This window comes from Streptomyces bambusae, assembly GCF_020532645.1.
In the GTDB taxonomy this organism is placed as follows: Bacteria; Actinomycetota; Actinomycetes; order Streptomycetales; family Streptomycetaceae; genus Streptomyces; species Streptomyces bambusae.
In genome coordinates this window covers 1-23,890 of sequence record NZ_JAJAUZ010000098.1, presented here as the reverse complement: position 1 = coordinate 23,890, position 23,890 = coordinate 1, and the positions used below count along the sequence as shown (strand labels likewise).

Below are 23,890 nucleotides of genomic sequence, written 5' to 3'. Positions count from 1 at the left end.
ATCACCGACCCCACCCACCTGCGCCAGGACCAGCGGATACTGCGCGACCAGCTCACCTCGGCCTGCCCGGAGATGACCACCCTGGCCGGCGCCGTGCGTGATTTCGCCACGATGCTCACCCCGGCGCCCGACAACGCTGCGGCGCTGACCGGCTGGATCACCCGAGTCCGGGCAGCGAACCTGCCCTTCCTCCACTCCTGCGCCACCGGACTCGAACGCGACCGCGCGGCCGTCGACGCAGCCCTGACCCTGCCCTGGCACAACGGCCGCACGGAAGGTGTCAACAACAAGATCAAGCTGATCAAGCGTCAGACCTACGGCCGCGCCGGACACCCGCTCCTACGCCAACGCATTCTGCTCAGCTGACCTCAGCGTCCATAGCGATCAACGCCTACGAAAATCTTGTAAGAGCCGTCCGACTGACAGACCCGTGCCCCCCGAAGCGCAGTCGTGGATCAGTAGCGGTTCGGTCCGTTCGGCACGGGCTTCGGCTCGGCGACAGCGCTGGGGTTCTTACAGGTCAGGTCCTTGGGCGGTAGTTGGCCTGTGGTCAGGTACTTGGTGACCGAGGCATCGGCGCAGCTCCCACTGGGGTAGACGATGTGGCCCTCTCCGCCGGCCACGGTCACCATGCGGGAGCCCTTGAGAGCCTTGTGTAGGCCCTGGCCGCTGGTCAGGGGGGTCTGGGGGTCCCATTCGTTCTGCACGATCAGGACGTTCTTTGCCTTCTTGTCCATCGGCGTGGCCTGCTCGACCGGCTTGTCCCAGAAGGCGCACGGCTTGATGTTGGAGGAGATGTCCCCGAACAGTGGGTAGGCCTTCTTGTCGCGGGCGGCGTCCTTCGCGTACTGCCCCGGGTCGCGGGGCCAGGTGTCCGTATCGCCGCACACCACCGACCACCACACCGCCGTGCTGTTGTCCGCGGCCGGCTCGCTCGCACCAGCCGCTGCCGGGGCGCCTTGGTCCTGGTCGGCCAGAGCCTTCTGCAACTTCTCCGCTTCGGCACCCGAGGGCAGCGTCTTGCCCTCGGAAGCCGCCTTCAGCGCAGAGAACAGCTCGGTGAAGAACGGGGGGTAGTAGGCATAGCCACGCGCGTTCCGGCGGATGTCGTCACCGGTGACCTCCGGGGGCCATCCCCGGCCGTCGAACTTGATGGGCTCCTTGTCGGCGCGCTCGACCAGGGCCCAGAAGGTGTCGGACACCGCCTTCGCGCTGTCGCCCAGACCGAACTCGGCGTTGTGCTCAGCCGCCCATTTCGTCCACCGGTCGAAGTCCGGAACGGACTGCTCCGCCCAGACCTGCTGCATCCCCCGCCACACCCGCGCAGGATCCACACCGCTGTCGAGGACGAAGCGGTCGGTGTTCTGCGGGAACATCTGGGAGTAGACCGCGCCGAGGTAGGTGCCGTAGGACTTGCCCAGGTAGGAGATCTTCTTCTCGCCCAGCACCGTCCGGAGGGTGTCCATGTCGCGGGCCGTGTTCCGTGTGGTGATGTACGGAAGCTTGTCACCGACCTTCTCCCGGCACTTGTCAGCGACGCCCTTCGCCCAGGCCACGTCGGAGTCGAAGGTCTCCGGACGGTAGGGCCGCTGGAACTGCTGCTCCTCGGGCGTCAGCCCGCAGGTGATCGGACCGGACTTGCCGACACCGCGCGGATCGAAGCCGATCAGGTCGTACTGATCACGGACCTCCGGCGGTAGTGACCAGCTGGAGATGAGCGGATCCATGAGCCCGGAGCCACCCGGCCCACCAGGGTTCATCAGCAGCACGCCGTGCCGCTTCGCCGGGTTCGTGCTCTTGATCCGGGAGATGGCCAGATCGATCATCGTCCCGTCTGGACGCTGATAGTCGAGCGGCACCCTCAGCGTGGCGCACTCGAACGAAGCCGGTTCATCCGGCCTGCACTGCTGCCAGTCGGGCTGCTGATCCAGATAGTCGTTCGCGGGGGCAGCAACTGCTGACGTCGCAAAGACCATGGGCACGGCGGTTGCCATGAGCCCCGCAGCGGTGAGCAACGGTGTAAAGCGCTTGAGACGCACGGATGTGATGCCTTTCGATGATGTCGGTCACTTCGTCCACCCGCGCTCCCTGGACAGCCGCGCTCCCGAGACATACAGGCTCGCCATCCGCTTCAAGACGGCGGACCTCAAAGTTGGAACGATCACATTGCGCAGGGAAGAGCCCATCGGACAGTCGAGGGGGTCGGCTTTCCTACTCCGGGAAGAAGGCTGGCCGGTACGGATCGGTGCTGGCGCCGGGGGGCGAGCGGGGTCCGTGGGAGACGGCCGCTGCCGCCGCGGGCAGCGTGCTCCCGATTGCGGTGGAGCAGGTTTCGGCAGAAGCCGCTGTGGCCGCTCTGCTGGGCGTGGAGCAGGGGATGCCGGTGGTGCGTCGTGTCCGGCATGCGTTGATCGACGGTGATGTCGTGCAGGTGCAGGAGGCGTTCTACCCGCTCGACGTTGCTTCGTCCTGCGGGCTGGAAGGGCCGGGGAAGGTCGTCGGCGGTGTGCTGGCGGCGATGACCAAGAACGGGCTGGCTCCGCGGACCGTCGATGAGAAAGTCACCACCCGGATGGCCTCCGAGTCAGAACTCGAAGCGTTCGGTGTCGGCGAGCGGGTGCCCGTGCTGTGTGTCGAGCGTGTGGTGCGCGACGCTGGCGGCCGGGTGTTGGAGGTGCTGCGGGTGGTCGGTGTCGGTGACCGTATCGAGCTCCACTACGACGCACTACCTCTTCCCCGGCGAACGCCGTAGCCGGCCGTCCGGTGAGTCACCAACAGCCCGCCGGTGAGTCACCCGCTCCGGGGCGCTGCGACTGTTCACTCTCGGGGCGTTCTGGTGACCTTTTCGGTGAGGTCGCCGCGGTTGTGTCGGGCAGGACCTTCTGCCTGAACCAGTACGGGCCCCGCCACAAAGTGTGGTGGGGCCCGCAAGTCCTCGCACCGGGCCTGGTCCGCCTGGTGTGAGGGAAGAGCACCCAGTCTCTCGAACCGGAGGTGCGCTGCGTCATGAGCGTACGCGGAATCCACCAGGGCGCGCCACCATGCGCCCGGCACCTCACGATCAACGGCCGCAGGCCGGGAGCGGGGGTGCGTGGTGGCGCTTGAACCGATCCTGTGGGCCCTGCACGACAGCCCGGTGGTGAGCACGACGGACCGGATGCTGCTGGCCGGTCTGGCGGAGAAGGCCGATGCCGACGGCTGCAACGCCTTCCCCTCCCGCCGCACCCTGGCCCGGATCGCGCTGTGCGACGTCAAAACCGTCCAACGCCGCCTGGCCACTCTCCTCCAACAGGGCCTGATCGCGCTCGGGGACCAGGAAGCCGCCCGCTACATCCCCGCGCATGCCCGCCCCCGCGTCTACGACCTGCAGATCCCGGCCGCCTGGTACGGGCCCGAACGCCTCGCCCGCGTCAACCAGGACCGCACCCACCGCGGCCTCCCACCCCTGACCGACGAGACCCGCGCCCCGCTGCCGCCAGCTGTGCCGAGGGTGCAGCGCAGCGACAAAGGCAAGCCCCTACGCCCGGAACCGGGTGGGGGAGGGGACTGTCAGTCCCCTCCCGCAAACCCGGCCGAATCGGACGGGAGGGGGGACTCACAGTCCCGGGGGAGGGGGGACTGTCAGTCCCGGCAGGGGGGACTGAGAGTCCCCCAACCCTCCCCTTTAACCCACCCCCCAACCGAAACCCCCGCAGCGCCTGCGGCGCGTAGCGCCGATGACGCCCGCAGGGCCACCACAGGTAGTAGCGCACGCGACACCAGCGGCTGCGCCGCGCCCACAACCACCCACCCCGCCCCGACACCCGACCCAGCACCGCAACGCCCCGGCCCCGGCAGCATGCCAACGCACCTCGCCGAGGCCATCCGTACGGTCGAGGCGGGCTGGCCCTCCGACCTAGCCGCGCTCTTGCCCACCCACCGGCCCGCAGTGCTGCGCCAGGCTGTTCTGGAGGCCTTGGACCACGGACGCACCCCGCAACAGCTCGTCGACCGCATCCGGCGGCGTTGGCGGGCCCACGGCTAGGCCCGCGCCCACACCGACCACCAGCTCACTTCCCCGGTCGGCGTCGCGATCGCGCTGGTGCGCCCGTCGGTGGACTGTCCGGACCCGATGTGCGAAGACGGACTCACCCTGCACCTCGGCGACGCCTGCCCCAAATGCGCGCAGCGCCGTACCGACCGGCGCACGACCGGCGTCCCGGAGCCCCGGGCGAAGGGCCCGGCGCCGCGATGGTGGGAGTGCTCCGGGCCGGCCTGCACGGCGACCGGCAAGGGCCCGCGGCCCGAGGACGGCCTGTGCTGGCAGTGCCACGAACGAGCTGCCCAGGCCACCGTGGAACACTTGAAGGCGAAGCTGGAGGCCGATGCGGAAGCTGCAGGGGAAGCGGCTCGCCTTCGCCAGGCGATCCGCTGGTCCCGGATGCTGGAGGCCGCCTACACCGAACACGACCAGCGCAGCCAGACCGCAGAGCAGCAGGCCGCCGCACAACGGCTTGCCGCGGCCGAAGCCAAGCAAGTTCATCTGCTGCGGGAGCAACTCGTCAGCCAGCACCCCGAACTCGCCGCCTACGCCCACAAGCAGCAATGACCACCCACCCCAACGACCGCGGCTTCACAGGCCCTTGCTGGCCGAGACAGGAACAGGCACCACCAGCACGCCGGTACGGTGCTGGCACGCGACGGGAAGGACGAACAGTTCATGGCACGGGTAGTCAGGATGAGCCCGGCGGTCGAGCGGGTCTTGGGGCCGCAGATGGCCCTGCACGCACGCGGGATCACCGAAGGCACATGCCCACATGCCACCGGCCCCTCGAACACCACCGGCCCGTCAACACCACCGTCGTCGATCTGGAGGCCGCCGCTGAGACAGTCCCTGGTCCAGCCCGCGGACGGCCACGACATGACCATGACCGCCACCCTCGTCGACAACCTGCCCGTACTTGTCGCCCGCATGCCCACCGTCGCGCTCACCAACTCCGGCACCCACGGAGCCACGGAGCCGAGTTGCGCAGCATCTTCATGCAAGCCCTGCTGGAGAACGGCTTCCACCTGATCACCAGCGGTCTCGACGCCTCATCACTGGGCGGATGGGTCGCCGTGTTCCAACCGCACGGACGCGACCTGCAGCTTGTCGTCCTGACGCGGGGCGCGGCACAGCTTCCCCCGGCACCCTCGCCCGGCCGACCGCCGACTGGATCAAGGCCGCGCTCACCCAGCGGCAGGTCGTTCTCGTGGGCAGAGACATCGCGGACCGGCACGACGACGAACCGGAACAACTGCCCCCGGCACTCGCCGCGGCCTCCCGCACCGGCGACCTGGCCGGCGCCCGGGTCGCCTACCGCGTCTTCGGTGAGTTCCACGTCCTGGACTTCGACTACAAAGAGCTTCCGGACCCGGTCGTTGTCGCCAGCAGCACGGTGGACCAGGGCGTGAAGTGCCTGTCGAAACCGCGGCCGGTCAAGCAGTTCGTCCGGCGCTTCGACTATCTGGCCCAGGGGGCATTGCCAGCCCATGAGACCCCCGCGTTCCTGAAACGTCTAGCACGAGAGGTATCAACCGCATGACCAGCACAGACACCAGCCGGCACCACGCCGACGGGCGGTGGTTCAAGTCCTCCTACAGTGGGGACCCCAGCGGCAACTGCGTGGAGATGCAGGCACAACCAGGAGCGGTCTCCATCCGCGACTCCAAGCGCAGCAGCGAACCACAGACCCCGGTCATCAGCTTCAGCGCACTGGCCTGGACGGCTTTCGCCACCTCTCCCACGCTCCGTCTGGGATAGGCGCGTCCGGCTGCCCTCCTTGCTCGTGTCGAGAAGGATGGCTGGAGGTGCCCCATGAGGCTGGCAGCTGGCACTCGACATCAGCCCGGGGCAGGGGCTCGGCCTGTGCACCACACCAAGGAGCCGAGCCCTCCTCACCCAGGTGCGCTTCGATGTCGCGCCGGCCACGGGAGGGGTCTCGCGGTGGAGGAATTGGTGACGAGCGCCATGCCCCCGGAAGCCGGCTGCTCCGGGTCTTTCCACGAGCCAGCCGCGTGTGCGGAGAGCTTGCTGGGCGGCGTTCCGTGTCAGACCTGTGGGCGATGATCGGGGGCATGCTGCATGCGAGAGACGAGCACGGTCGTCAGGTGAGGAATCCGGGGCCCACGGCCTTGAGCCGGATGGTGGCGAACCTCGGGCGGGGCAACGCCTTCGTGATCGTCGAGCGAGTCGACGAGGAGACCGTCGGCGATTGGTACGTGCAGGTGTGGCTGAGAGACGACAACACCTATCAGCTGGAGTTCCGTGACGGGACGACGGCAGAGCACCACCAGACCCGGACGATCTCCCAGGAAAAGGTGATCACCGCCCTGAACGGCTGGGCCAAGGGCCGCTCGGGGTGGAAGGACGCATTCATGTGGAACAGGATCAGCACCTTCTCCCCTGACGCAGACTGACCCAGCCGGCGAGCCGGCGAGCCGGCGAGCCGGCCAGCCGGCCAGCGGGATCAGGGACCTGCATCGCCCCAGCTGCGGCACAGCGGGACGACGTCCGCGCCCGCGGATACCGAACGACTCTGAGCGTGGAACCTCCCCAGTGCAGGTCAGCGGCCTGTACAGCCGGAACCTCACCGGTGCCTCCGCAAAAGTCACCAGTACTTTCGTGGACCTCACCCGCCTGTTGGCCAGTCACCGGTGCCAGCCGCACATCGGTGGCGCAGGCCAGTGCCGTGAGCGGGTCGTGGTGGAGGCGAAGCCCTTGAGACGCTCGGCGAGCGCGGAACTCCCCAGTGGAGGTCAGCGCCCTGCCGTGCCGGCAGGTCACCGGTCGGCTGGCGCGTCACCGGTGACTTCCTTCGGGAACTCACCGGTGCTGTGCGGGGCACTCACCGGCTCTGTTGGTGAGTCACCAGTAACGGTGTCCGGTGAGGTGGGCTGGTTGGTGCCGCGGTTGATGCGGCCCTCCCACACCCCGACGCAGGAGGTGAGGTCTTCCGACATGTAGACGTGGAACCGGCGTGGTGCATCGGTGATGAAGGCCACGTGCACCCGGACGTCACCTGCTGCACCGAGCCTTTCCACGGCTTCGGCCAGCCCAGGAAGCGGCTGTCGGCCCATCTCCAGCAGCGTTTCCTGGCGGAAGGACCAGATGTCGCGGAGAAGGCGGGCGGACGCGGTCCGAGAAGGGAGCTTCCACTCTGCACCTGACAGCAGCGCGTCGAGGGCTGGTGGTGCGCAGGTGCTGTCATCGTGCGCGAGAAGCGTACGCAGGGTGTCGAAGGCCATGCTGCCGAGTCTCGCGTACGGCACTGCGCTGAATGCACAGCCACCTGCTGGTATCGGCCATCCCCACGGTGGTCTCGGCCGGCACCCCTGTGGGTCGGGTCAGCGGCGCTGAGAATCCCTTGAACACGAACCAGCGGCAAAACTCCCCACTGCAGGTCAGCGCCTGCATCGCCGGACACTCACCGGTCTGCGGAACCAGTCACCAGCGACTGGTGACTTCCCCTGTAAGGAATGCACCGGTCACTCCCGGCAGGGGCTGTGTTTGTTCTGAAAGCCCGCGGGTGTGGCATTTCTGGCTTTATGGTGGCTTCATGATTCCTGATTTTGTGTCAGATCTGCGGAGCGCGGTCGGTCCCGATTGCCTGTTGTGGTTGCCCGGGGTGGTCGCGGTCGTCCGTGACGAGCGGCGGCAGGTGCTTTTGCAGCGTCGGGCCGCTGCAGGGTTGTGGACTCCGTTGAGCGGGATCGTGGAGCCCGGCGAGGCGCCGGCCGCCTGCGTGGTGCGGGAGGCGGAGGAGGAGACCGGGGTCCGGGTGGTGGTGGAGCGCCTGGCCGCGGTGACGGCTTCGCCTCCGGTGCGTCACGGTAACGGGGACCGGGCGCAGTACCTGGAGCTTGTGTTCGCCTGCCGCCCGGCAGATGCGGGACAGGTGCCGCGGGTCTGCGACGACGAGTCGGCTGAGGTCGCCTGGTTCCCGCTGGACGCCCTGCCTGCGATGACCGAGCGGATGCGCGAGATCATCGCGCTGGTGGAGAAGGACGAGCCTGAGGCCTGGTTCGCGCCGGCGTGACCGCCGCTGTGGTGAGCCGGCCCCGGATCGTCTGAAGGGGCTGGGCTGTCAGGCGGGCGCGGCCCCGGTGCGCACGGCGAACTCCCGAAGGCCTTCAACGCGTGTCGGGCCGTAGAGCAGGTTCGACGTCAGTGCCCGCAGTGCCGGCCGGCGTACTTCCTGGGCTGCCTCCTGCTCGACGTGGCGCAAGGCGGTGAATGCCTGCTGGCCGTGGCCGAGGGCGTGCCACATGCGGGCTGTGTCGGTCCAGGCGCGTGCGCGTCGCTCGGCGGTCGGCATGAGGTCGATGTTCAGGCCCCGCGCGATCTCGACGGCTTCGTCGGGGGTACCGAGGGTGGTGTGGACGCCGATGCGGTAGACGGCGGCCTGCGTTTTGGTGGCCTCGACGGTGAAGAGCCCGCCGGGCGCCTGCGGCCAGCGTTCGACGGTTTCGTCCGCTTCGTCGAGCAGTGAGAGTGCCGTTGCCCGGTCACCTCCGGCGGCGGCCGAGTACGCCGCGGTGAGCAGCAGCGTGGTGCGTACGGCTGCGGTGCGTTCCTCGGCGGGGTCGAGGGCTGCGGTCTCGGTGGTGAGGAAGGAGACCGCGGAGGAGCAGTTGCCGGAGCGGCGCATCGTGATGGCCAGCACGCGGGCGGCTTCTCCGACGGGGATGGGCATGCCACTGGCGCGCGCCGCGGCCAGGGCGCGGTCGGCGGCGACCCAGGCAGTGTCGGAGTGCTGTTTCGCGGCAAGTTCGCAGGCCAGGACGTAGGCGCGGGCCAGGATGGCGTTCGCCTGCTGGCGGGCCCGGCCGACGGCGGCATCCCGGGTCGCCTCGGCCGCGGAGAGCAGGCCGGGCAGCGCCCTGCCGAGATCGCTGTAGCGGGCGGCGGTGAACGCTGTACGCGCTGCTGCGGCCTGGGAGGCGAGTGCCCGGAGCGGGGCGGGGTCGGTGCTGGGGAGCCGGAACAGCATGTCGTCGAAGGAAACCGGCGCGGGCCGGGCCTCGGCTGTGCCCGGGAGGGCGATGGCCGATGCTCCGGCCGCGAGTGCCCCCAGCAGATTCCTGCGACGCATCGCGTCCTCCTTGTCCGGCATCGGTAGGGCCCCCACGGTATCGATCACCGGGGCCGCGGAGAGGGGGAACCCGGCGACCTGCTCGGGAGGAATGCGCAGCACCTGGGCCAGGCGCAGCCGGGTGTCGAGGTCCACCCGCATCCGATTGCCCTCGATCCGGGAGATCGCCGACCGGGAGTAGCCCACAGCCCGGGCGACGTCCTCCTGCTTCAGCCGCAGGGCGTGGCGCGCACTGCGGAAGATCGCACCTAAATCCGGGTTCGAGCCCATGGGCACCTCCTGTGCACCGACGGGACCCACGACAGTAGCGCCTGTGACCGGACGTCAACAGAGCGTGCAGAAGCACGTGCTGTGCGGCTCCCGCACGCCGCGTGCGAGGGGAGCCGAAGCTGCTCCCGGCCGGGGACCGCCGGCGGGACGGTTACCGCAGCAGACGCCCGGCACGACAGACCGTGCGCTGCTCGCATCCGTGCGGAGGCATCCCATGTACCTCCTGATCACCGGCGCCGCCGGCTTCATCGGCTCGGCCCTCACCCAGGCCTGGCGTACTGCTGGGCACACGGTCACCCCGCTGGACAACCTGTCCGTCACCTCCCGCCGCCCGAGCCCGAAAGGCCTGCTCGTCCGCGACGTCCGGTCACTGACCGCGCGGGACCTGGACGGGTTCGACACTGTCGTACACCTGGCCGCACTCAAGTCCGTCCCGGACAGCTTCGACGTCGGCGGGTTCGAGCACAACGTCGCCGTCGACCGGCACATGATCCACACCTTCGCCGGCTCGACCGCCCGCAGGCTGCTGCTGGCCTCCTCGTGCGAGGTCTACGGAGAGCAGACCGGTCCGCTCGCCGAGAGCGCGCCGTACGCGCCGCGGTCCCCGTACGCGGCGGGGAAGGTCGCCACCGAGCAGCTGGCCGACATCTACCGGCCCCACCTCACCGGCGGCCGCCAGATCGGCGTGGTGCGCTTCTTCAACACCTACGGCCCCGACGAAGGCGACGACGCCGTCGTCCCCGCCTTCCTCTCCGCCGCGGCCGACGGCCGCCCGCTCATGATCGAGGGCGACGGCACACAAGCTCGCGACCTGACCTACGTCGACGACGCGGTCACGATGCTGACCCGCATCCTGAGCACCCCCGAACTCCTGCCTGTCGTCAACTGCGGCTCCGGTCACCCTGTTTCCGTCCGCGACCTCGCCGACGCGGTCATTCGCGTCACCGGCCACGGCACCACCGCCCACACCACCCCGCGCATCAACGAGATCGCCTCCTTCACCGCCGACCAGACCCTGTTCACCCGCACCTACGGGTCCCTCGACCGCACGCCCCTGGCCAAGGCCCTGGCCATCAGCGTCGAGAGCCGCGCCCACACGCCGGAGGCAGCCGGCGGCGGCCTCTGAACGCCCCAGCCCGCGCCTGCGCCTGCGCCCGCGGCCTGGGCCTGCGCCAGGGCCGCGGGCCCAGCCATCGCACCCCCTGTCCGGAGGAAGGAAGCCGTGAACGAGAACTCCCTGCCGTCCCTCACCGATACCCGTGCCATCCGCATCACGGGCGGCCACCGCCTGGAGGGCACAGCCTCGGTCCAGGGCAGCAAGAACGTGGCTCTCCACCTGTATGCCGCGAGCGTGCTGGCCGACGAGCCGCTGACGCTGACCGGGATCCCGCAGATCCTGGACACGCAGGTCTGCGCGGAGATCCTCAACCGCACCGGCACCCCGGCCGCGATCGCGGGCGACCGCTTCGAGACCCGTCCCGCGGCCGCGTGGGACTCCGTCATCCCGGACGAGGCGGGCCGGCGGATCCGCACCACCGCCGTCATGGCGGCCGGCGTGCTAGCCCGGGTCGGCCGGGTCCGCTTCCCTCTGCCGGGCGGCGATGCATTCTGCCACCGCCGGATCGACCGTCACCTAGCCGCGATGGAGGCCGCCGGTGCCCGGATGGACGTCACCGGCACCCACGTCGAGGCCCGCCTGACCGGCCGGGGCCCGGCCCGGTTCACCACCGACGCGATGACCGAGAAGTGGGGGCCGAGCCTGGGGGCGACGGTCACCGCGATGCTGCTGGCCGCCCGCGCCCGCGGTACCTCCACCATCCTCCACCCCAACACCGAACCGGAAGTCGCGGCGACCGCCTCGATGCTCGCGGACCGTGGAGTCGGCATCACCTGGGACGGCACCAATGCCGTCCACATCACAGGCACCGACCACATCGCAGGCGGCACTGTACGCGTGCCGCCGGACCGTCTGGAGGCCGCCACGCTCGCCCTCGCCGCCGGCATCACCGGCGGAAGCGTCCACCTCGAAAACTTCCCCACCACCGCGTTCCCTGCCGCCCTGGCGGCCGTGCTCGCCGACGCGGGGATCGAGCTTCTCCCGGCAGGCGACGGCACCCTCGCGCGCTGCCCCGACGGCCCCCGGCCCGTGCATGCGGCCACCACCTCCGCCACCTGCACCGACGTCCAGCCCCAGCTGACCGCGTTCCTCACCCAGGCCCCGGGCACCTCCCGGATCGAGGAGCGGATCTACACCTCCAGGGCCACCCACGTCGACGGCCTCCGTGCCTTCGGCGCCGCCGTCACCGCCGGCGGCCCGACCATCACCGTGCACGGCCCCTCCCCGCTCACCGCGGCCTGCGCCGCCGGGCAGGACATCCGGGCCGTCGCCGCCCTAGTACTCGCAGCACTCGCCGCCACCGGCACCTCGACCATCCACGGCATCTACCACCTGCACCGCGGATACGACCGCCTGCTGGACACGCTGGCCTCCCTGGGCGCAGAGATCACGGTGGTGCAGGATCCGAAGGGCACTTCAGCGACGGGACGCCCCCGACCGCGGGCACGACGGTGATCGACGTGATGATCGCCCGGTGCGGCCAGGACGCGCGCTGGGCTCTGGTGAGCTGCAAACCCCCACCATTCGGCCCACCGACCGCTGGTGACCGCCCTGGCGGCGGTGCCGGATGTCGGGATCCCATACAGCCGCCGATCCCGCCCAATTGATCAAGGATGTTGGGTGGGGTCACGTCCCGTAGTACCAGCCCGGAGAGCTGGCGGCCCCGGTACACGTGTGGGACGTGTCAGCGGTCCCGCGGAGGTGTCGGAGGCGGGTGATGGTTCGCCGCACGGCGGCGCTGTTGCCGGGCTGGCGGCGGGGCGGCCCGGACGCGGACGCGCAGGAACCGTATGCCTGGCGGGACCGGCCGCCGCAACGGAACCGGTCTCGGGCCGAGACTGGCGCAGTCAGCCAGGGTGGCCGGGGGCGGCCAGCGGCGGCGGGAGGGGGATCAAAGGCCGTGAGACGGCACCCCTTTTTGCACTTCACGAACCGGTGCCTTCCTCACCGAACTGTTCACCGCGGCCGCCCCTGCGTGGTCACGGAAGAGGAACAACCTCGGCTGGTGAGTCACCGGCGACTCACCAGCCGGGGTACGGAAACTCCCCAGTGCTGGTCAGCGGCCTGTACGGCCGGGAACTCACCGGTGCTTTTCGTGGACCTCACCGGTCTGCCGGAAGTCACCGGTGGCCGGTGAGTCAGCGGTGACTTCTCTCCGGCTGATCGGTGGCTTTCGGGCCTCCGCCTGGTCGGTGACTGTCGGGGGGTCACCAGGTGGTTTTGGGATGTCACTGGTGCCCGCCCAGTGGCCGTGGTGGCCGCGCCGGGTGCGTCAGGACGTGCTTGTCTGAGCCTTTCGGCGGCCGCCGAGGTTGCCGCCACCCGCGCCGGGAACGGGCAGGAGGGCACATCAAGGTGAACGTCCGGGGGAGCAAAGGGCGTGCGAACTTTCGGCCTGGCACCCTCTGCGGACGAATCCGCGAGCGGCTACGCGTGGAGTGTCGTTGGGCTGCCGCGGGAGGGCGGGAGGGTGGCCAGGCCGTCGGGGTGACAGGGTGTCAGGGCGTTCGCCGACTCCACCGCAATCCAGGCGGCCGCCGACATGTCCTGGCCGTCGGCGTCTGCCGTGCAAGTGCCCGCGACGAGTTTGGCACGGAACCCAGAAGTTCCTCGATGGCCGTGTTCAGGGCCAAGAGCGCTGCCGCGCCCTCACGATGCGCGGTTTCCACGGTGTGGGCGGGCTGCCCGCATGCGAGGTATTCACCGAGGGCTCGCGACGTGTTGACGCGGAAGGCATGGACCTGCAGGAGCGTCTGGACGATAGGGATCCGCACCGCCTCTGACCTCACGCGGCCGTCACGAAAGGTGTCGGTCGGCCTCATCGGCTTGTACCTGGCGGGGGAACAGCTCCAGCTGTCTCGACTCCTTTGGCTCCGCCGCAGCAGGGACTTCTGGTGCTGGGCCCGGTGCAGTGGCGGCCGTGCCCAGCAGCTCCACGACCTTCTTGTACACCTGCTCGGCTACGTCGGCTGCGCTCTGGCCGGACGTGCAGGACGGAATCGAGCCTCCATTCGCCCCGGGGCGGTTCAGTACGGGATCGTCGGGGCCGGCCGCCGCTATCTGGTCTTTCTGCTCTGCACACGAGGCCGGTTGCCCTGGCGGCTCGGCGCCTTCCTGAACTGGGGTTACGATGCGGGACTTCTGCGGGTCTCCGGAGTGGCCTACCAGTTCCGCCACCGTGAACTCCAGGACTGGCTCACCACACACCCCACCCCCGCGTGAAAGCCCAGCCGCAAGCATCTGGCCCGGGAGAACGATGCTCACGTGCGGTCCGTCATCCGGGACGCGGCTCCGGCACAGAGCTGGCCGGGCGAGACCGAGTCTTGTGGGCGTAGAGCGGAGTCGTTCCGTGAGTTGACCGCGCCTGCTGGTCAGGCCGGGCCATCTGCTCCACGAAGGTCCGGCGCCGACACAAGGTCGTCTTGCACCGGATCCGCGGACCAGACGGCCGTCCTTCCCGCCGCCGCGACCTGCATGCTGTGCTGGACCAGCAGACACTCCTCGGCCCGGACCAAGCCGCCGTCCTGTTCGGTGCCCGCCCCAGGGAAGTGTGCTGGCTTCTACAGCAAGAGACTTCGGGGAATTTTCTGCAGGCCTGGGGTGGCTAAATAGGATAGCTGATGGTTACGCTCGCGGATTCATCAGTGATGCGTGGGGATGCGTTGTTGATGGTGTAGGAAGAGCCGCCTCCACCTGCACCTCCACTGAGTTCTCGGTCTTCTCCGCTGCCGCCACCGTAATAGCCGCCTCCACCCGCCCCGGCGTCATTGCCTTGCGTTGCGTTGCCCCCGGATCCCTTGGTTCCGTCCTCACCGGGGCGTCCAACGCCTGCGTTGCCGCCCTTTCCGCCTTCGCTCTGAGTGCCGGCCTTGCCGCCTGCGTCTCCCCTGCAGCTGGCACTGCCATCCGAGCCCGCGTCACCTCCGCGCGCATCGCAACCCGGATAACCCACGCCTGCACCGCCACCGCCACCCGCAATGATCATGCGCGAGTCGAGCGTGCCGACTTCACCAAGTGCGACGGTCCGAACGTCGGTAGCTCCGCCCCCGGCTCCGCCCCAGCCTTGAGCGTTTCCTCCGCCGTTGAATCCGCCCTTGCTGTCCAAGGAGTCATTTGAGGGCTTGCCCCCGACAATCACATATAGGGGTTTGCCCGATTCGACTGTCAGTGTGTCGGAGACTTCTGCCCCCTGCCCGTGGTGGTACCCGCCACCCGAAGCGCCGATGGCCTTTACCTGGATTTTCTGCACGCCGTCCGGCACGTGGAATACCTGCTGATCTCCAGTGAATTCATAGGTGCATTCAACTGTCGATTCTTTCTGTGTGCAACCCTCCGGTAGCTGGCCGGAATCAGCGAAAGCGAGAGGGGCGGCGGAAAGGAGGGCGGCAAGAGATGCGCCCGAAGCAATGAGGGCTCGATTTTTGTGCATTTTAGGGGAAGCCTTATCTGAGGGGATGGCCAAACTATCGGGAGAATCCTCAAGCAACCCCAAAATTCTCCATGTGGAGATCATAAATGACGAGACTTCCCCATGTGCCGGACAGGAGGCAAAGAGATACAGCGCCCACGTGTCAGCTGGCGCCGAGTCCGACGAGGCCGGCGACACGCGCAGCGGGCAGGTCAGAGCGGCGGCCGCGCTGGTTGGACATCGAGTCGGACCGTGTGCTCCCCATCGTGCACGATCGGCTCGATGCGCCCCCGAAAGATCTCCGTGGGCGCTTCCGTCTCCGCGGCAGGTGCCGAGTCCGCCGAGGGACAGGTGACCGATGCGGACGCGGAAGCACTCACAGAGTTCAGCGATCAGCCGGGTAAGCCCCTCGCCAGCCCACGCACCACGCCGAAACCACCCCCTGAGACCGCTTGACGGTCTATAGGGCCTCGTCCGGGTTGGGTGCAGAACAGGTGGTTAGGTGGATGCGCGCTGGAGATTCGGAACACCCTCCGTGTGGGCGGGGAGCTTGTAGGCGGGCGTGTGCACCGTTTTCCGGGTTGCGGGGGTGGATGAGGAGTCGGTGTACTCCAGCGACCTCGCTCTGAAATGGGGTGGTTGGAGTGCGAGCTCTGCTGTGGATGTGCTGACGTCGTCAGGCATTGTGCGCCGTTCGAACGGGCCGGGCGACGGTGCAGCAAGCAAGGCCGGTCAGGAGCATTGCCACGGGGAAGGCGAGGGCGGTCTGGGTGGCGCTGGTTGGGGTATTGCCGAGGTGGGCCTGGAGAAGCGCGCCGGTGGCTGCGCTGCCGAGGGCTCCGCCGAGCTGTCGGGTGGTGTTGAACACCCCTGACGCAGCGCCGACCAGGGAAGGCTCCAGTCCGCGGGTGGCGATGCCGGCGAGCGGCGCGGAGACCAGTCCGATCCCGGTGCCGGTGATGAGCAGCGGGGTCATGAGTGTCCACAGGTCGGTGCCCGGGTGCAGCAGCAAGGTCAGGGAGCTGACTCCGACGAGCAGGAGTAGGAAGCCGAGGGCCGCGAGCAGGCGCGGGCTGGTGGTGTCGGACCGCTTGCCTGCGAGGCGCGCGCACAGTGAGGACAGGGCGAACATGGGGACGGTGGCGGTGCCTGCGGCCAGCGCGCTGTAGCCGAGGTTGTTCTGCAGGTAGATCATCAGGGGCAGGAACATGCCGATCATTGCTGCTCCCATGGCCCCGCCGGCCGTGGCGGCTGCTGAGAAGGCTCGGTTACGGAGGAGCGTCAGGGGCAGGAGCGGCTCGTGCGTGTTGCGGTGCTGCCACCACACGAATGCCGTCAGGCACACGGCTCCGAAGGCCAGGACCGAGGGGATTGTGACGGGCCCGGCGATGGTGCCCCAGTCGTAGGTCTCGCCGCTCTGCACACCGTAGACCAGCGCGGTCAGCCCCAGGCCGCTGAGCACGATGCCCCACAGGTCGAGACGGTGGTCCCTGGCCGGCTGCCAGTGGGGCAGCAGCCGGTATGCGGCGATCCACCCAGCGACACCGATGGGCAGGTTGATCAGGAAGATACCCCGCCAGCCGGTCCCGGCCACGAGCAGCCCGCCGACCAAGGGTCCGGCAGCCATAGCCGCGCCACCGACCGCACCGAACACACCCAGTGCCCGTCCCCGCCGCTCGGCGGGGAACAGGTGCACGATGAGCGACATGATTTGCGGCGCGATCAACGCCGCGGCCAGGCCCTGGACGGCCCGGGTCGTGATCAGCACCGGGGCGTTCGGAGCGAGCGCGCAGGCCAGCGAGGCCAGGGTGAATCCGGCCAGACCGGTCAGGAAGAGCCGCTTGGGACCGTACCGGTCGCCGAGCCTGCCCGCGAGGATCAGGGGAACGGCGTAGCAGAGGGCGTAGGCGCTGTTGACCCAGACGGCGTCGTTGAGCGAGGCCCCGAGGGAGGTGCGGATGTCAGGCAGGGCCACGTTCACGACGGTGGCGTCCAGGCAGATCATGAAGAAGCTGACGCACAGGGCGTACAGGGCCGCCTGAGGGCTCGCGGACGGGCCGGAAGAAGAGAGCTTACGGAGCAGACGTTGCAATTTCAGTCGTGTCCTTCGGGTGCCCGCCCCGGCCGCACGTGACGGCGCGGAAAACCGAAGCGGGGAACGGAAGCCCGTCGCGGGCGATGACGTTCACACACACTTCGATCAGCACAGCAGGACTCCCAAGGGACTCGACGCAACCGGTTGCCTTGATCGGCACCTTTCTGATCGTCGCTGCCGACGCTGGCACACGGGCATCCTCCGGTCAGGCGATTCACCGGGGGATGCCCGTCGTCTGTGCAGGGCCGCGCCGAGTGCCGTCGCGGGCGGCTACGGCACTTCAGTAAGGGGCTGGTCGCGGGGAGTGGCGTCGTTTCCGGCGGCTCCGGTGAGGAGAGGCATGCCGAGGTCGACCAGCTGTGGCCGGCCGTCGGTGGGGTTCCGTTTCGTTTGGGGCTGCTGAGCTTGGCGGTGGCGGCGTCGAGGCTGACTGGAAGTCCTTCGACTTCGCCTACCGTGCACGAGCTCGTTCGTTGTAGAGGCCGTTCACGGAGTCGAGAGCCGCCGCCCACGGGTACGGCCGCCGTTCCCCGGGCGCGTTCGGCTCGAATCCGTCTGGGCCGAACAGTACGCGGACGCCGGCCTGGCGCAGTGTCTCCAGCGACTTCGGGAACTGGGGGTGCTGGGCGTAGGCATTGTTGACACAGGGCATGGCGGTCAGCGCAATGCCCTTGCCGATGGCCTCGGCGATGAAGCCGATCAGCCAGGAGCTGGTGATTCCCTGGGCCCACGAGTTGATCGTGTTCATGGTCGCCGGTGCTACGAGCACGGCATCGGCCTGTGGCCACATGTCCGGCTGGCCGGGCTTCCGGTAGCGGGAGCGCACCGGGTACCCGGTCAGCGCGGCGAGGCCGTCGAGGCTGTCTTCCAGCCAGTCGGCAGCAGTGGGGGTGAGCCCGAGGCACACGTCCCAGCCGCGCGCTTGCGCGTCCTCGATGACCCGAGCCACGTCGAACACGGGCGGGGCGGCGGAGCACAGCAGGTACAGCGTCCTCGTCGTCATGCCGCCGAGGCTATGCAACCGCCCCTGCTCGGGGCTGAGTCGGGCGGAGGCACACGTGCAGGGCCGGGCGCGGGTACGGTCCATGATGACGAGTTCTGGACGGAGGCCAGCATGCCGATTTCCGACGATGACCACACTGGTTCTCGGATCCGTGAACAGCGACGCCTGGCCCGTCTGACCCAGCGCGAGCTGGCCGGCCGGATCCCGTACAGCCTGAGCCTCCTCAACCAGGTCGAGTGCGGGGCGCGCCCGGCAACTCCTGGGTTCGTGGCGGCCGTGGCCGACGCCTTGCGGGTGGACTCGTCCAAGTTGACAGGCCCCCCGGCCGTGACCGCGCTTCCCCCTGACCGCCTCTTTGCTCTGGTCGCCCCCATCCGGGAGGCTCTCGACCGATACGACCTCGGCCCCCATCCCGACCTCCCCATCGTCCGGCCGCTCCCTTCTCTCGTCGAGCAGGCAGATGTCCTGTGCCGGCAGGTACGAGCCACGCACCTTCGAACGGCAGCGAAAGCACTGCCGGCGCTGCTCGGGGAGCTGACGCACACCGTCTGGACGGCGCCCTCGGCCTCGGCGTGGACGGCACTCGCCTCCGCGTACCGGACCGCCCACGATGTCGCCCTGAAACTGGATCACCCGGATCTCGCGCGAGTCGCGCTGGACCGCATGGGCTGGGCCGCCGGCCGGGCATCGGACCCGTGCATGGAGGCGGTGCAGCGGTACAAGCGGGCCACGCTTTGGCGTGGTGCCACCAGCGTGCAGCTGATTGCCTCCGGCCAGGAACTCCTCGCGGGGCAGACAACCCGTGAGGAGTTGGCCGTCACCGGTCAGCTGCACCTCGGGCTGGCAACCGTGGCTGCCAAGCACGAGGACGCAACCGCTGTCGAGGCACACCTGGCGGCAGCGCGGGAATTCGCCGACCGAGTGGGTGGCGAAGCCGGTGACGTGCATTGGCTGTCATTCGGCCGGGTGAACGTGCTGCTCCACGAGCTGGGGACGTCGATCGCCATGGGCAACTTCGACGATGCGCTCGGCAGGGCGCGGTCGATCCGACTTCCGGCGTCCACGCTGACGTCCCGTCGGGCCCGGTACCTGGTGGATCGCGCGCTTGTCGAGATGGAAGCCGGCTCCCCGCAGACGTCGCTGCGGTTCCTTGCCCGGGCCCGCCAGGTGGCGCCGGAGCAGACCCGGCACCTGCCCGGCACACGGGCCACGATTCGAGGGTTGGTCCACATGTCGCGGCGCGCGCCCGACGGGCTGGGAAGCATGGCTCGGTGGATCGGCATGTAGCAGCACTCACAGATCTGTGAGTGTTCCGGCGTTCTCGCAGCGGCAGTCTGGGGTCATCATCCGCTGACGATGTAGGGAGCAGCCCCATGTACGCGCCGGACAGGCACCCCGCGGAGGCCGTCATCGACCGGGCCCTCGTGCCCTTCGAACGGCAGCCGGCACAGGAGGACATCGCCGCGACCGTCGCCGACCTCATCACGCACGGCCAGGCGCTTCTCCCGAACGCTGAGACGCTCCGCGAGTCCAACCGCAAGGTAGAAGGGGCCTGCCGTGACTGGCACGCCCTCACCACCCACGGCCCGGCCGACCACCCCCTCGGGAACTGGAGCTACTGCCGCGGCCTTGCCCGAGTCGTCCGAACGTTCCTGCAGGCCTCTGAGGGAACCCTGCCGGAGCACGTGCCGACGCCCGTGTCGGACCTCCCGTTGATGTCGTTCAGCCGGTTCCCGACCTCGTGAGCCGCTGGTCCCGCGAGGCGATCTACTGGGTGACCCTGCTGGCCGCGGCCGGCACTCTCGCCGTCGCCATCGCGGCCTGCCGGTAGACCCCGTCGGTGCCTGTCTTTCCCGATCGGTGAGTCACCGGCCGGGCGCGGAACCTCCCCAGCGCAGGTCAGCGGCCTGGACGGCCGGAGTCTCACTGCTGCCTCCGCACAATTCACCGGTGATTTCGTGGACCTCACCAGTCTGCGGGAAGCCGCTGGTGACTTGCTGGGCTACTCACCGGTGACTTCACTTTGGTGTGTCGGTGAGGTCTCCCAGGAAAGGGTGATCGCGGCCTTGCACGGTTGGGCGGAGGGGGCGTCCGGAGTGCAAGGACGCCTTTCATCTTGGACCAGCATCAGCATCTGCTCTGATGACACACGCGGGTCTGCCGCAGGATCGGCTGGCCCTGCTGTCCGAGGGCTGGTGGGGTCAGTCGCCTGCATCGGTCCTGCTGCTGAGCATCGCGATGGCGTTCGGGTTCGCTGTCGAGATCGTGCGGCAGGGACGGCCCTCAGCCCCGGGAAGGCGCTGCGGTGTGCACGCCGGTGGCTGGCCCCGCGGTCCGTCAGGTTGGATGGCATCGTGGCGAGACGACCCAAGACGAAGAAGAAGCGACCTGCCTTCGGTGTGCCGAGGGAGATCGTCCTGCTGACTGGGCAGGACGTGTGGCCCTACACGTTCATTGCCGAGGATGCGGGTGGCGGATGTGGCAGAGTCCCGATGCCCGGCGATGCGGCTCTCGAGGACGTGCAGACGGCGATCTTCACGCACCTTGCGGACTACACCCGCACAGCCCACGGCGTTGAGATCGACGTTGAATGGTCCTCCCTGACGCCGGATTCGCGGGTGGGCCGCATTCGGCGCGTCACCCGGGAGGAGCCTGCTCCGCCTGGCGCGGCACCTGAAGTCGGCTGACCACAGGGCCACCCCGGACACCTCACGAAACCAGACGCCAAGGTGACGACGTACCCCGTGGCAGCGCTGGAAGGCGGGGTCGACTCGGAACTCGCGGGGCTGTTCAATGCGTGGGTGGCGAACTGGGCACAAATGTACGACTGCCGCTTGGATGTGAACCGGGTCCCCGAGCTTCTGGCTCTGGTGGAGAGCGATGACGATGCCGAAGCGTGGACCGAGCTGGGGTACCGGCTGGTCCTTGAGCACGACCTGCTGTCGCTGGCCAGCCTCGCGGCATTGCCCCGGCTGGTGCGCCTCGCCGCCGGGGACAGTGCGAAGGCACGGCTCCTGGCCGGAGCGATCATGGAACGGGCGGCAAGTCACCACGACGGCGACGAACTGCTGGCCGCAAGCGCGGAAGCGATCGTCGAGTTGGGCGCCCTCCTGGACCGGCACCTGCTGTCGCGGCCGGCCGACTACCTGGTTACGTTCCGCGCGCTGCTCGCGGTCCGGGGGCAGTACCACTGGGCGAACGTCTTGGGAGACTTCGACGACGATTTCTACGAGTTGCCGTGCCCCCACTGCGCGGCGGAGGTGACGATCGCCATCGGTGGCTTTGGCCGCTACGCGGCGATCCGGGACTGGGACCTGGGTGACATAGACCGGCGTGACCTGCGGCCGAGTTCTGCCGGGGAGCTTTCGGGTGTCGGCCGATGGATGCACGAGATCGCGGTACGCGATGGGGAGGACGTGCTTGCCGAGGGAATACGCCACCTGTTCGGCAAGGCCGAGTGTCCGGGTTGTGCCAGCGTTTTCACCATCGCGGACGAGTACGGCGCTGCGAACTGCCCCGTCCTGCGGTAGCACCGCTTTGCCCTGGACGCCGGCCGGCCGCTATCGCCTGCGCGGCAGCCCTGGAGGGGAAGCATGCGTTGCCCGTGTCGGCCCCGGCGCAGCCAGACGAGTACGCGGCCCGGTGCCCTCTGCGGACGGATCCGTGTGCGGCTATGAGTGGACCGCGGTATAGGCGCTGCCAGGGGAGGTCAGGAGGGCGGCCACGCCGTCGGGGTACCAGGGCATCAGAGCGCTGGCCTCCTCCACCGGAACCCAGGCGACAGCCGACACGTCCTCGTCATCGGCGCCAGCCAGGGGAGTGCCCGCGATCAGTTGGGCCCGGAAGACGGTGAACACGTCGTGCACCTCGGCGGTGATCCGCTCGCTGAGGTGCACCACTGCGCTGGCCTGGACGACGATGCCGGCTTCTTCCTTGGTCTCGCGTACTGCCGTCTCGGCGAGGGTCTCGCCGTTTTCCCGTCGGCCTCCGGGCGGGCTTCAGGTGTGCTTGTTCCGTACCGGCAGCACGCGAGCGTTGCTTGTGTCGCTTACGAGGTTGAAGGCGACGTCGACTCGTGCTGGGGACATGAACTGCGTCCTCCATCTCTCGGCTTGCTCGCCGCGATGGTAGGCGAAGGCCGCTGTTGCCTGGGCGTACTTTGCCCCCTGCCCACCGGGTTCCATGGGGGTGAAGCAAGGGGTGAAACGAGGGGTCAGACATGGGGTGAGGAATGGGGTGAAACATGGGGTGAAGCGGATTTTGCTGCGCTGCTGCATCGTGCCTGGTCGGAGCCCGGATTCCGGCTGGTGACTAGCCGGACTTATAGGTGGGAGGGGGTGGGGGAGAGGAGAAGCGGGTGAGGGGAAAGGGAGAAAGGGGAGTCGGGGATGCAGCGAAGGAAGGGGGAGAAGGAACGAAGCAGCGGAAGGGAAGCAGGGTGGAGAAGGGTGGAGAAGAGAGGAGTTGAAGGCGGGCAGAGGGCGGTGGGATGGCAGGAGAGAGAGCACAGGAAGGAACGGCAAGGAGGGAGGGGCGAGGGTGTCTGGGGTGGGCGTGGAAATGAATGTGGCCGGCGCCCACTTCCGCGTGTGCGGGTGGCAAGGGCGCCGGCCGACCGAAGAACACACCCGTGAAGGAGTGCCATCAAGGTGAGCATAGCGCCGGAATCCGGTGCACTGGGCGCGACCGCGGGACTTCCTTAGAGTGCGGTAGCCTTTTTCGGATCGTTGGCTGCTCCAAGCCGTGTCTGAATGCCGTGGCGCGTGACTGCGTCTTGTGAGTCTGGGAGGTGGGCCGTGATCCGTGCTGGTCGAACCGGGTTGGGCCGGCGCGATGTTGCTGACGTGCTGGGGATGAGGTGGTCGACCTTCGGCAAGGTCAAGCCCTACAACGTTGACGGTTTTCCGGCGCCGGTGAGTTCCGAGGGTGCGCTGGTGCTGTTGTGGGATCTGGCCCAGGTGGTTGCTTACCGGGACGGTTTGCCGGTGCCGGCGATTCCGGCGGTGGACGACGACCAGGATCTGCTTGACCGTCGTGAGGCGGCGGTGGTGTTGGATGTGAAGCCGCGGAGTGTGGACAGTTACAAGAACGACCCCGGTCTGGCCGACCACGTGGTCGTGGTGGGTGGTGTGGAGCATTGGCCGCGGTGGGCGGTGCGTGCCTATGGCGCTGCTCGCGGCAAGATGTCTGCTCCGACGGGCCGGCCGAAGGGTTCGGGTGACATGGTTCCCCGGGATCTGCTGCCGGGCCGGATTGCTGAACTTCTCGATGCGGATCCGGCGGTGACGGCTGCATATGTGGTGGACGTCCTGGGAGTGGCTGTGGGGACCGCCCAGCGGGGACTGCAGCAGGAGCGCGCCGGTCGCATTGTCGCGCTGATGCGCGCCGAGCCGGGCCTGGGCGTCGAGGGGGCCGCGGAGCGTCTGGGTTATCCGCCGGCGGTCCGCCGCGCTGCCCTGAAGGTGGCGCAGGAACTGTTCGGGAACTCCTGACACGAGATCGTCTCTGGAGGTACAGAGCGGAAGCGCCCCTGGGTTACGGGGTCTCAAGCAGTACTGCACCGCTGGCAGGGTCGAGGATCGCGGCAACTGATTTTGTGAGGAAGAAGTCGACGGTCGTGCCTTCGACGGCGGGAGAGATGTTGGTCGTGACATGGGCGTACTCATCGCCGATGTCGTACCCCCAGGCGATGTTGAAGACGGTCAACGCTACGCCGTCTCGCAGGAGGACCTCCGAGGGCAGTCCATCACGATCTTGCAGTAGCTGGAGGATGGCTTCGTCCTGAGGCTGGGGCTGATCTTCAGTCATCACACCAGCATGCATGTTCCTCGGCACTCACCCATCGTTCGAAGGGACGCGGCTGAACTCTGCAGCGGCCCGTGAT

The 23,890-nt window shown here is 68.6% G+C and carries 22 protein-coding genes and 1 pseudogene; 15 read left to right on the top strand and 8 right to left on the bottom strand.

From position 1 onward, the window contains the following. A partial coding sequence (locus LG634_RS35765; protein WP_226740448.1) for a transposase occupies window positions 1-366 on the top strand: 366 nt, incomplete at its 5' end. 89 nt (window positions 367-455) lie between these two features. Here the strand turns inward: LG634_RS35765 and LG634_RS35760 are convergent. After that, window positions 456-1,826: an alpha/beta hydrolase gene (locus LG634_RS35760; RefSeq protein WP_226740447.1), complete on the bottom strand. Its 1,371-nt coding sequence runs from the start codon at window positions 1,824-1,826 to the stop codon at window positions 456-458. Between the two features lie 230 nt (window positions 1,827-2,056). Between LG634_RS35760 and LG634_RS35755 the strand changes: the two genes are divergently transcribed. The 6 genes from LG634_RS35755 to LG634_RS35730 all read left to right on the top strand — a co-directional run bounded on the left by LG634_RS35755 (window position 2,057) and on the right by LG634_RS35730 (window position 6,438). After that, window positions 2,057-2,752, top strand: a complete 696-nt coding sequence (locus LG634_RS35755) for a UTRA domain-containing protein (protein WP_308072748.1) — start codon at window positions 2,057-2,059, stop codon at window positions 2,750-2,752. A gap of 339 nt (window positions 2,753-3,091) precedes the next feature. Further along, window positions 3,092-4,024, top strand: coding sequence for a helix-turn-helix domain-containing protein (locus tag LG634_RS38530; protein ID WP_372482556.1), 933 nt, complete (start codon window positions 3,092-3,094; stop codon window positions 4,022-4,024). Between the two features lie 318 nt (window positions 4,025-4,342). Continuing rightward, window positions 4,343-4,588: a hypothetical protein gene (locus LG634_RS35745; protein WP_226740444.1), complete on the top strand. Its 246-nt coding sequence runs from the start codon at window positions 4,343-4,345 to the stop codon at window positions 4,586-4,588. A gap of 643 nt (window positions 4,589-5,231) precedes the next feature. Continuing rightward, window positions 5,232-5,564, top strand: coding sequence for a Scr1 family TA system antitoxin-like transcriptional regulator (locus tag LG634_RS35740; RefSeq protein WP_226740442.1), 333 nt, complete (start codon window positions 5,232-5,234; stop codon window positions 5,562-5,564). Next, window positions 5,561-5,782 carry a DUF397 domain-containing protein gene (locus tag LG634_RS35735; protein WP_226740440.1) on the top strand — a complete coding sequence of 74 codons (222 nt, stop codon included), beginning with the start codon at window positions 5,561-5,563 and terminating at the stop codon, window positions 5,780-5,782. Before LG634_RS35740 ends, LG634_RS35735 begins: the two co-directional genes overlap by 4 nt. A 314-nt stretch (window positions 5,783-6,096) precedes the next feature. Further along, a complete protein-coding gene (locus LG634_RS35730) occupies window positions 6,097-6,438 on the top strand; it encodes a hypothetical protein (protein WP_226740438.1) in 342 nt (113 codons plus the stop codon). Between the two features lie 363 nt (window positions 6,439-6,801). On the opposite strand, the gene LG634_RS35725 is transcribed toward LG634_RS35730, so the two are convergent. Beyond that, window positions 6,802-7,266: a hypothetical protein gene (locus LG634_RS35725; RefSeq protein ID WP_226740435.1), complete on the bottom strand. Its 465-nt coding sequence runs from the start codon at window positions 7,264-7,266 to the stop codon at window positions 6,802-6,804. Window positions 7,267-7,577: 311 nt separating this feature from the next. On the opposite strand from LG634_RS35725, the gene LG634_RS35720 reads away from it, so the two are divergent. Further along, window positions 7,578-8,057: an NUDIX hydrolase gene (locus tag LG634_RS35720; protein ID WP_226740433.1), complete on the top strand. Its 480-nt coding sequence runs from the start codon at window positions 7,578-7,580 to the stop codon at window positions 8,055-8,057. Window positions 8,058-8,105: 48 nt separating this feature from the next. On the opposite strand, the gene LG634_RS35715 is transcribed toward LG634_RS35720, so the two are convergent. Continuing rightward, window positions 8,106-9,383 carry a helix-turn-helix domain-containing protein gene (locus LG634_RS35715; protein ID WP_226740431.1) on the bottom strand — a complete coding sequence of 426 codons (1,278 nt, stop codon included), beginning with the start codon at window positions 9,381-9,383 and terminating at the stop codon, window positions 8,106-8,108. 214 nt (window positions 9,384-9,597) lie between these two features. On the opposite strand from LG634_RS35715, the gene LG634_RS35710 reads away from it, so the two are divergent. Together LG634_RS35710 and LG634_RS35705 are read left to right on the top strand one after the other, a co-directional pair. Next, window positions 9,598-10,509 carry an NAD-dependent epimerase/dehydratase family protein gene (locus LG634_RS35710; protein WP_226740430.1) on the top strand — a complete coding sequence of 304 codons (912 nt, stop codon included), beginning with the start codon at window positions 9,598-9,600 and terminating at the stop codon, window positions 10,507-10,509. Window positions 10,510-10,605: 96 nt separating this feature from the next. Continuing rightward, on the top strand, window positions 10,606-11,955 hold the full coding sequence (locus tag LG634_RS35705; protein WP_226740428.1) for a UDP-N-acetylglucosamine 1-carboxyvinyltransferase: 1,350 nt from the start codon (window positions 10,606-10,608) through the stop codon (window positions 11,953-11,955). A 2,149-nt stretch (window positions 11,956-14,104) separates the two neighbouring features. On the opposite strand, the gene LG634_RS35700 is transcribed toward LG634_RS35705, so the two are convergent. The 3 genes from LG634_RS35700 to LG634_RS35690 all read right to left on the bottom strand — a co-directional run bounded on the left by LG634_RS35700 (window position 14,105) and on the right by LG634_RS35690 (window position 18,006). Continuing rightward, complete coding sequence (locus LG634_RS35700; RefSeq protein ID WP_226740426.1) at window positions 14,105-15,013, bottom strand: glycine-rich protein; 909 nt, start codon at window positions 15,011-15,013, stop codon at window positions 14,105-14,107. A 571-nt stretch (window positions 15,014-15,584) separates the two neighbouring features. Beyond that, complete coding sequence (locus LG634_RS35695; protein WP_264204020.1) at window positions 15,585-17,000, bottom strand: DHA2 family efflux MFS transporter permease subunit; 1,416 nt, start codon at window positions 16,998-17,000, stop codon at window positions 15,585-15,587. Between the two features lie 454 nt (window positions 17,001-17,454). Further along, window positions 17,455-18,006 (bottom strand): flavoprotein, encoded by a 552-nt coding sequence (locus LG634_RS35690; protein WP_226740424.1) that lies wholly within the window; start codon window positions 18,004-18,006, stop codon window positions 17,455-17,457. Window positions 18,007-18,117: 111 nt separating this feature from the next. Here LG634_RS35690 and LG634_RS35685 point away from each other — a divergent pair, with 111 nt between their 5' ends. The 4 genes from LG634_RS35685 to LG634_RS35670 all read left to right on the top strand — a co-directional run bounded on the left by LG634_RS35685 (window position 18,118) and on the right by LG634_RS35670 (window position 21,536). Beyond that, complete coding sequence (locus LG634_RS35685) at window positions 18,118-19,293, top strand: helix-turn-helix domain-containing protein (RefSeq protein ID WP_226740422.1); 1,176 nt, start codon at window positions 18,118-18,120, stop codon at window positions 19,291-19,293. Between the two features lie 86 nt (window positions 19,294-19,379). Then, window positions 19,380-19,751, top strand: a complete 372-nt coding sequence (locus LG634_RS35680; RefSeq protein ID WP_226740419.1) for a DUF6415 family natural product biosynthesis protein — start codon at window positions 19,380-19,382, stop codon at window positions 19,749-19,751. A gap of 609 nt (window positions 19,752-20,360) precedes the next feature. Next, entirely contained in the window at window positions 20,361-20,693 is a 333-nt protein-coding gene (locus tag LG634_RS35675; protein ID WP_226740416.1) for a hypothetical protein, read from the top strand. 57 nt (window positions 20,694-20,750) lie between these two features. Further along, window positions 20,751-21,536 carry a hypothetical protein gene (locus tag LG634_RS35670; protein ID WP_226740414.1) on the top strand — a complete coding sequence of 262 codons (786 nt, stop codon included), beginning with the start codon at window positions 20,751-20,753 and terminating at the stop codon, window positions 21,534-21,536. Window positions 21,537-21,677: 141 nt separating this feature from the next. Here LG634_RS35670 and LG634_RS35665 read toward each other — a convergent pair. Continuing rightward, a pseudogene (locus tag LG634_RS35665) lies at window positions 21,678-21,989 on the bottom strand (NUDIX hydrolase); the annotation flags it as partial. A gap of 813 nt (window positions 21,990-22,802) precedes the next feature. Here LG634_RS35665 and LG634_RS35660 point away from each other — a divergent pair. Beyond that, entirely contained in the window at window positions 22,803-23,498 is a 696-nt protein-coding gene (locus tag LG634_RS35660; protein ID WP_226740412.1) for a hypothetical protein, read from the top strand. A 43-nt stretch (window positions 23,499-23,541) separates the two neighbouring features. Here LG634_RS35660 and LG634_RS35655 read toward each other — a convergent pair whose 3' ends face one another. Continuing rightward, the gene (locus tag LG634_RS35655) at window positions 23,542-23,814 is read right to left on the bottom strand and encodes a hypothetical protein (RefSeq protein ID WP_226740410.1); all 273 of its coding nucleotides are present in this window, start codon (window positions 23,812-23,814) and stop codon (window positions 23,542-23,544) included. Window positions 23,815-23,890: the final 76 nt, after the last annotated feature.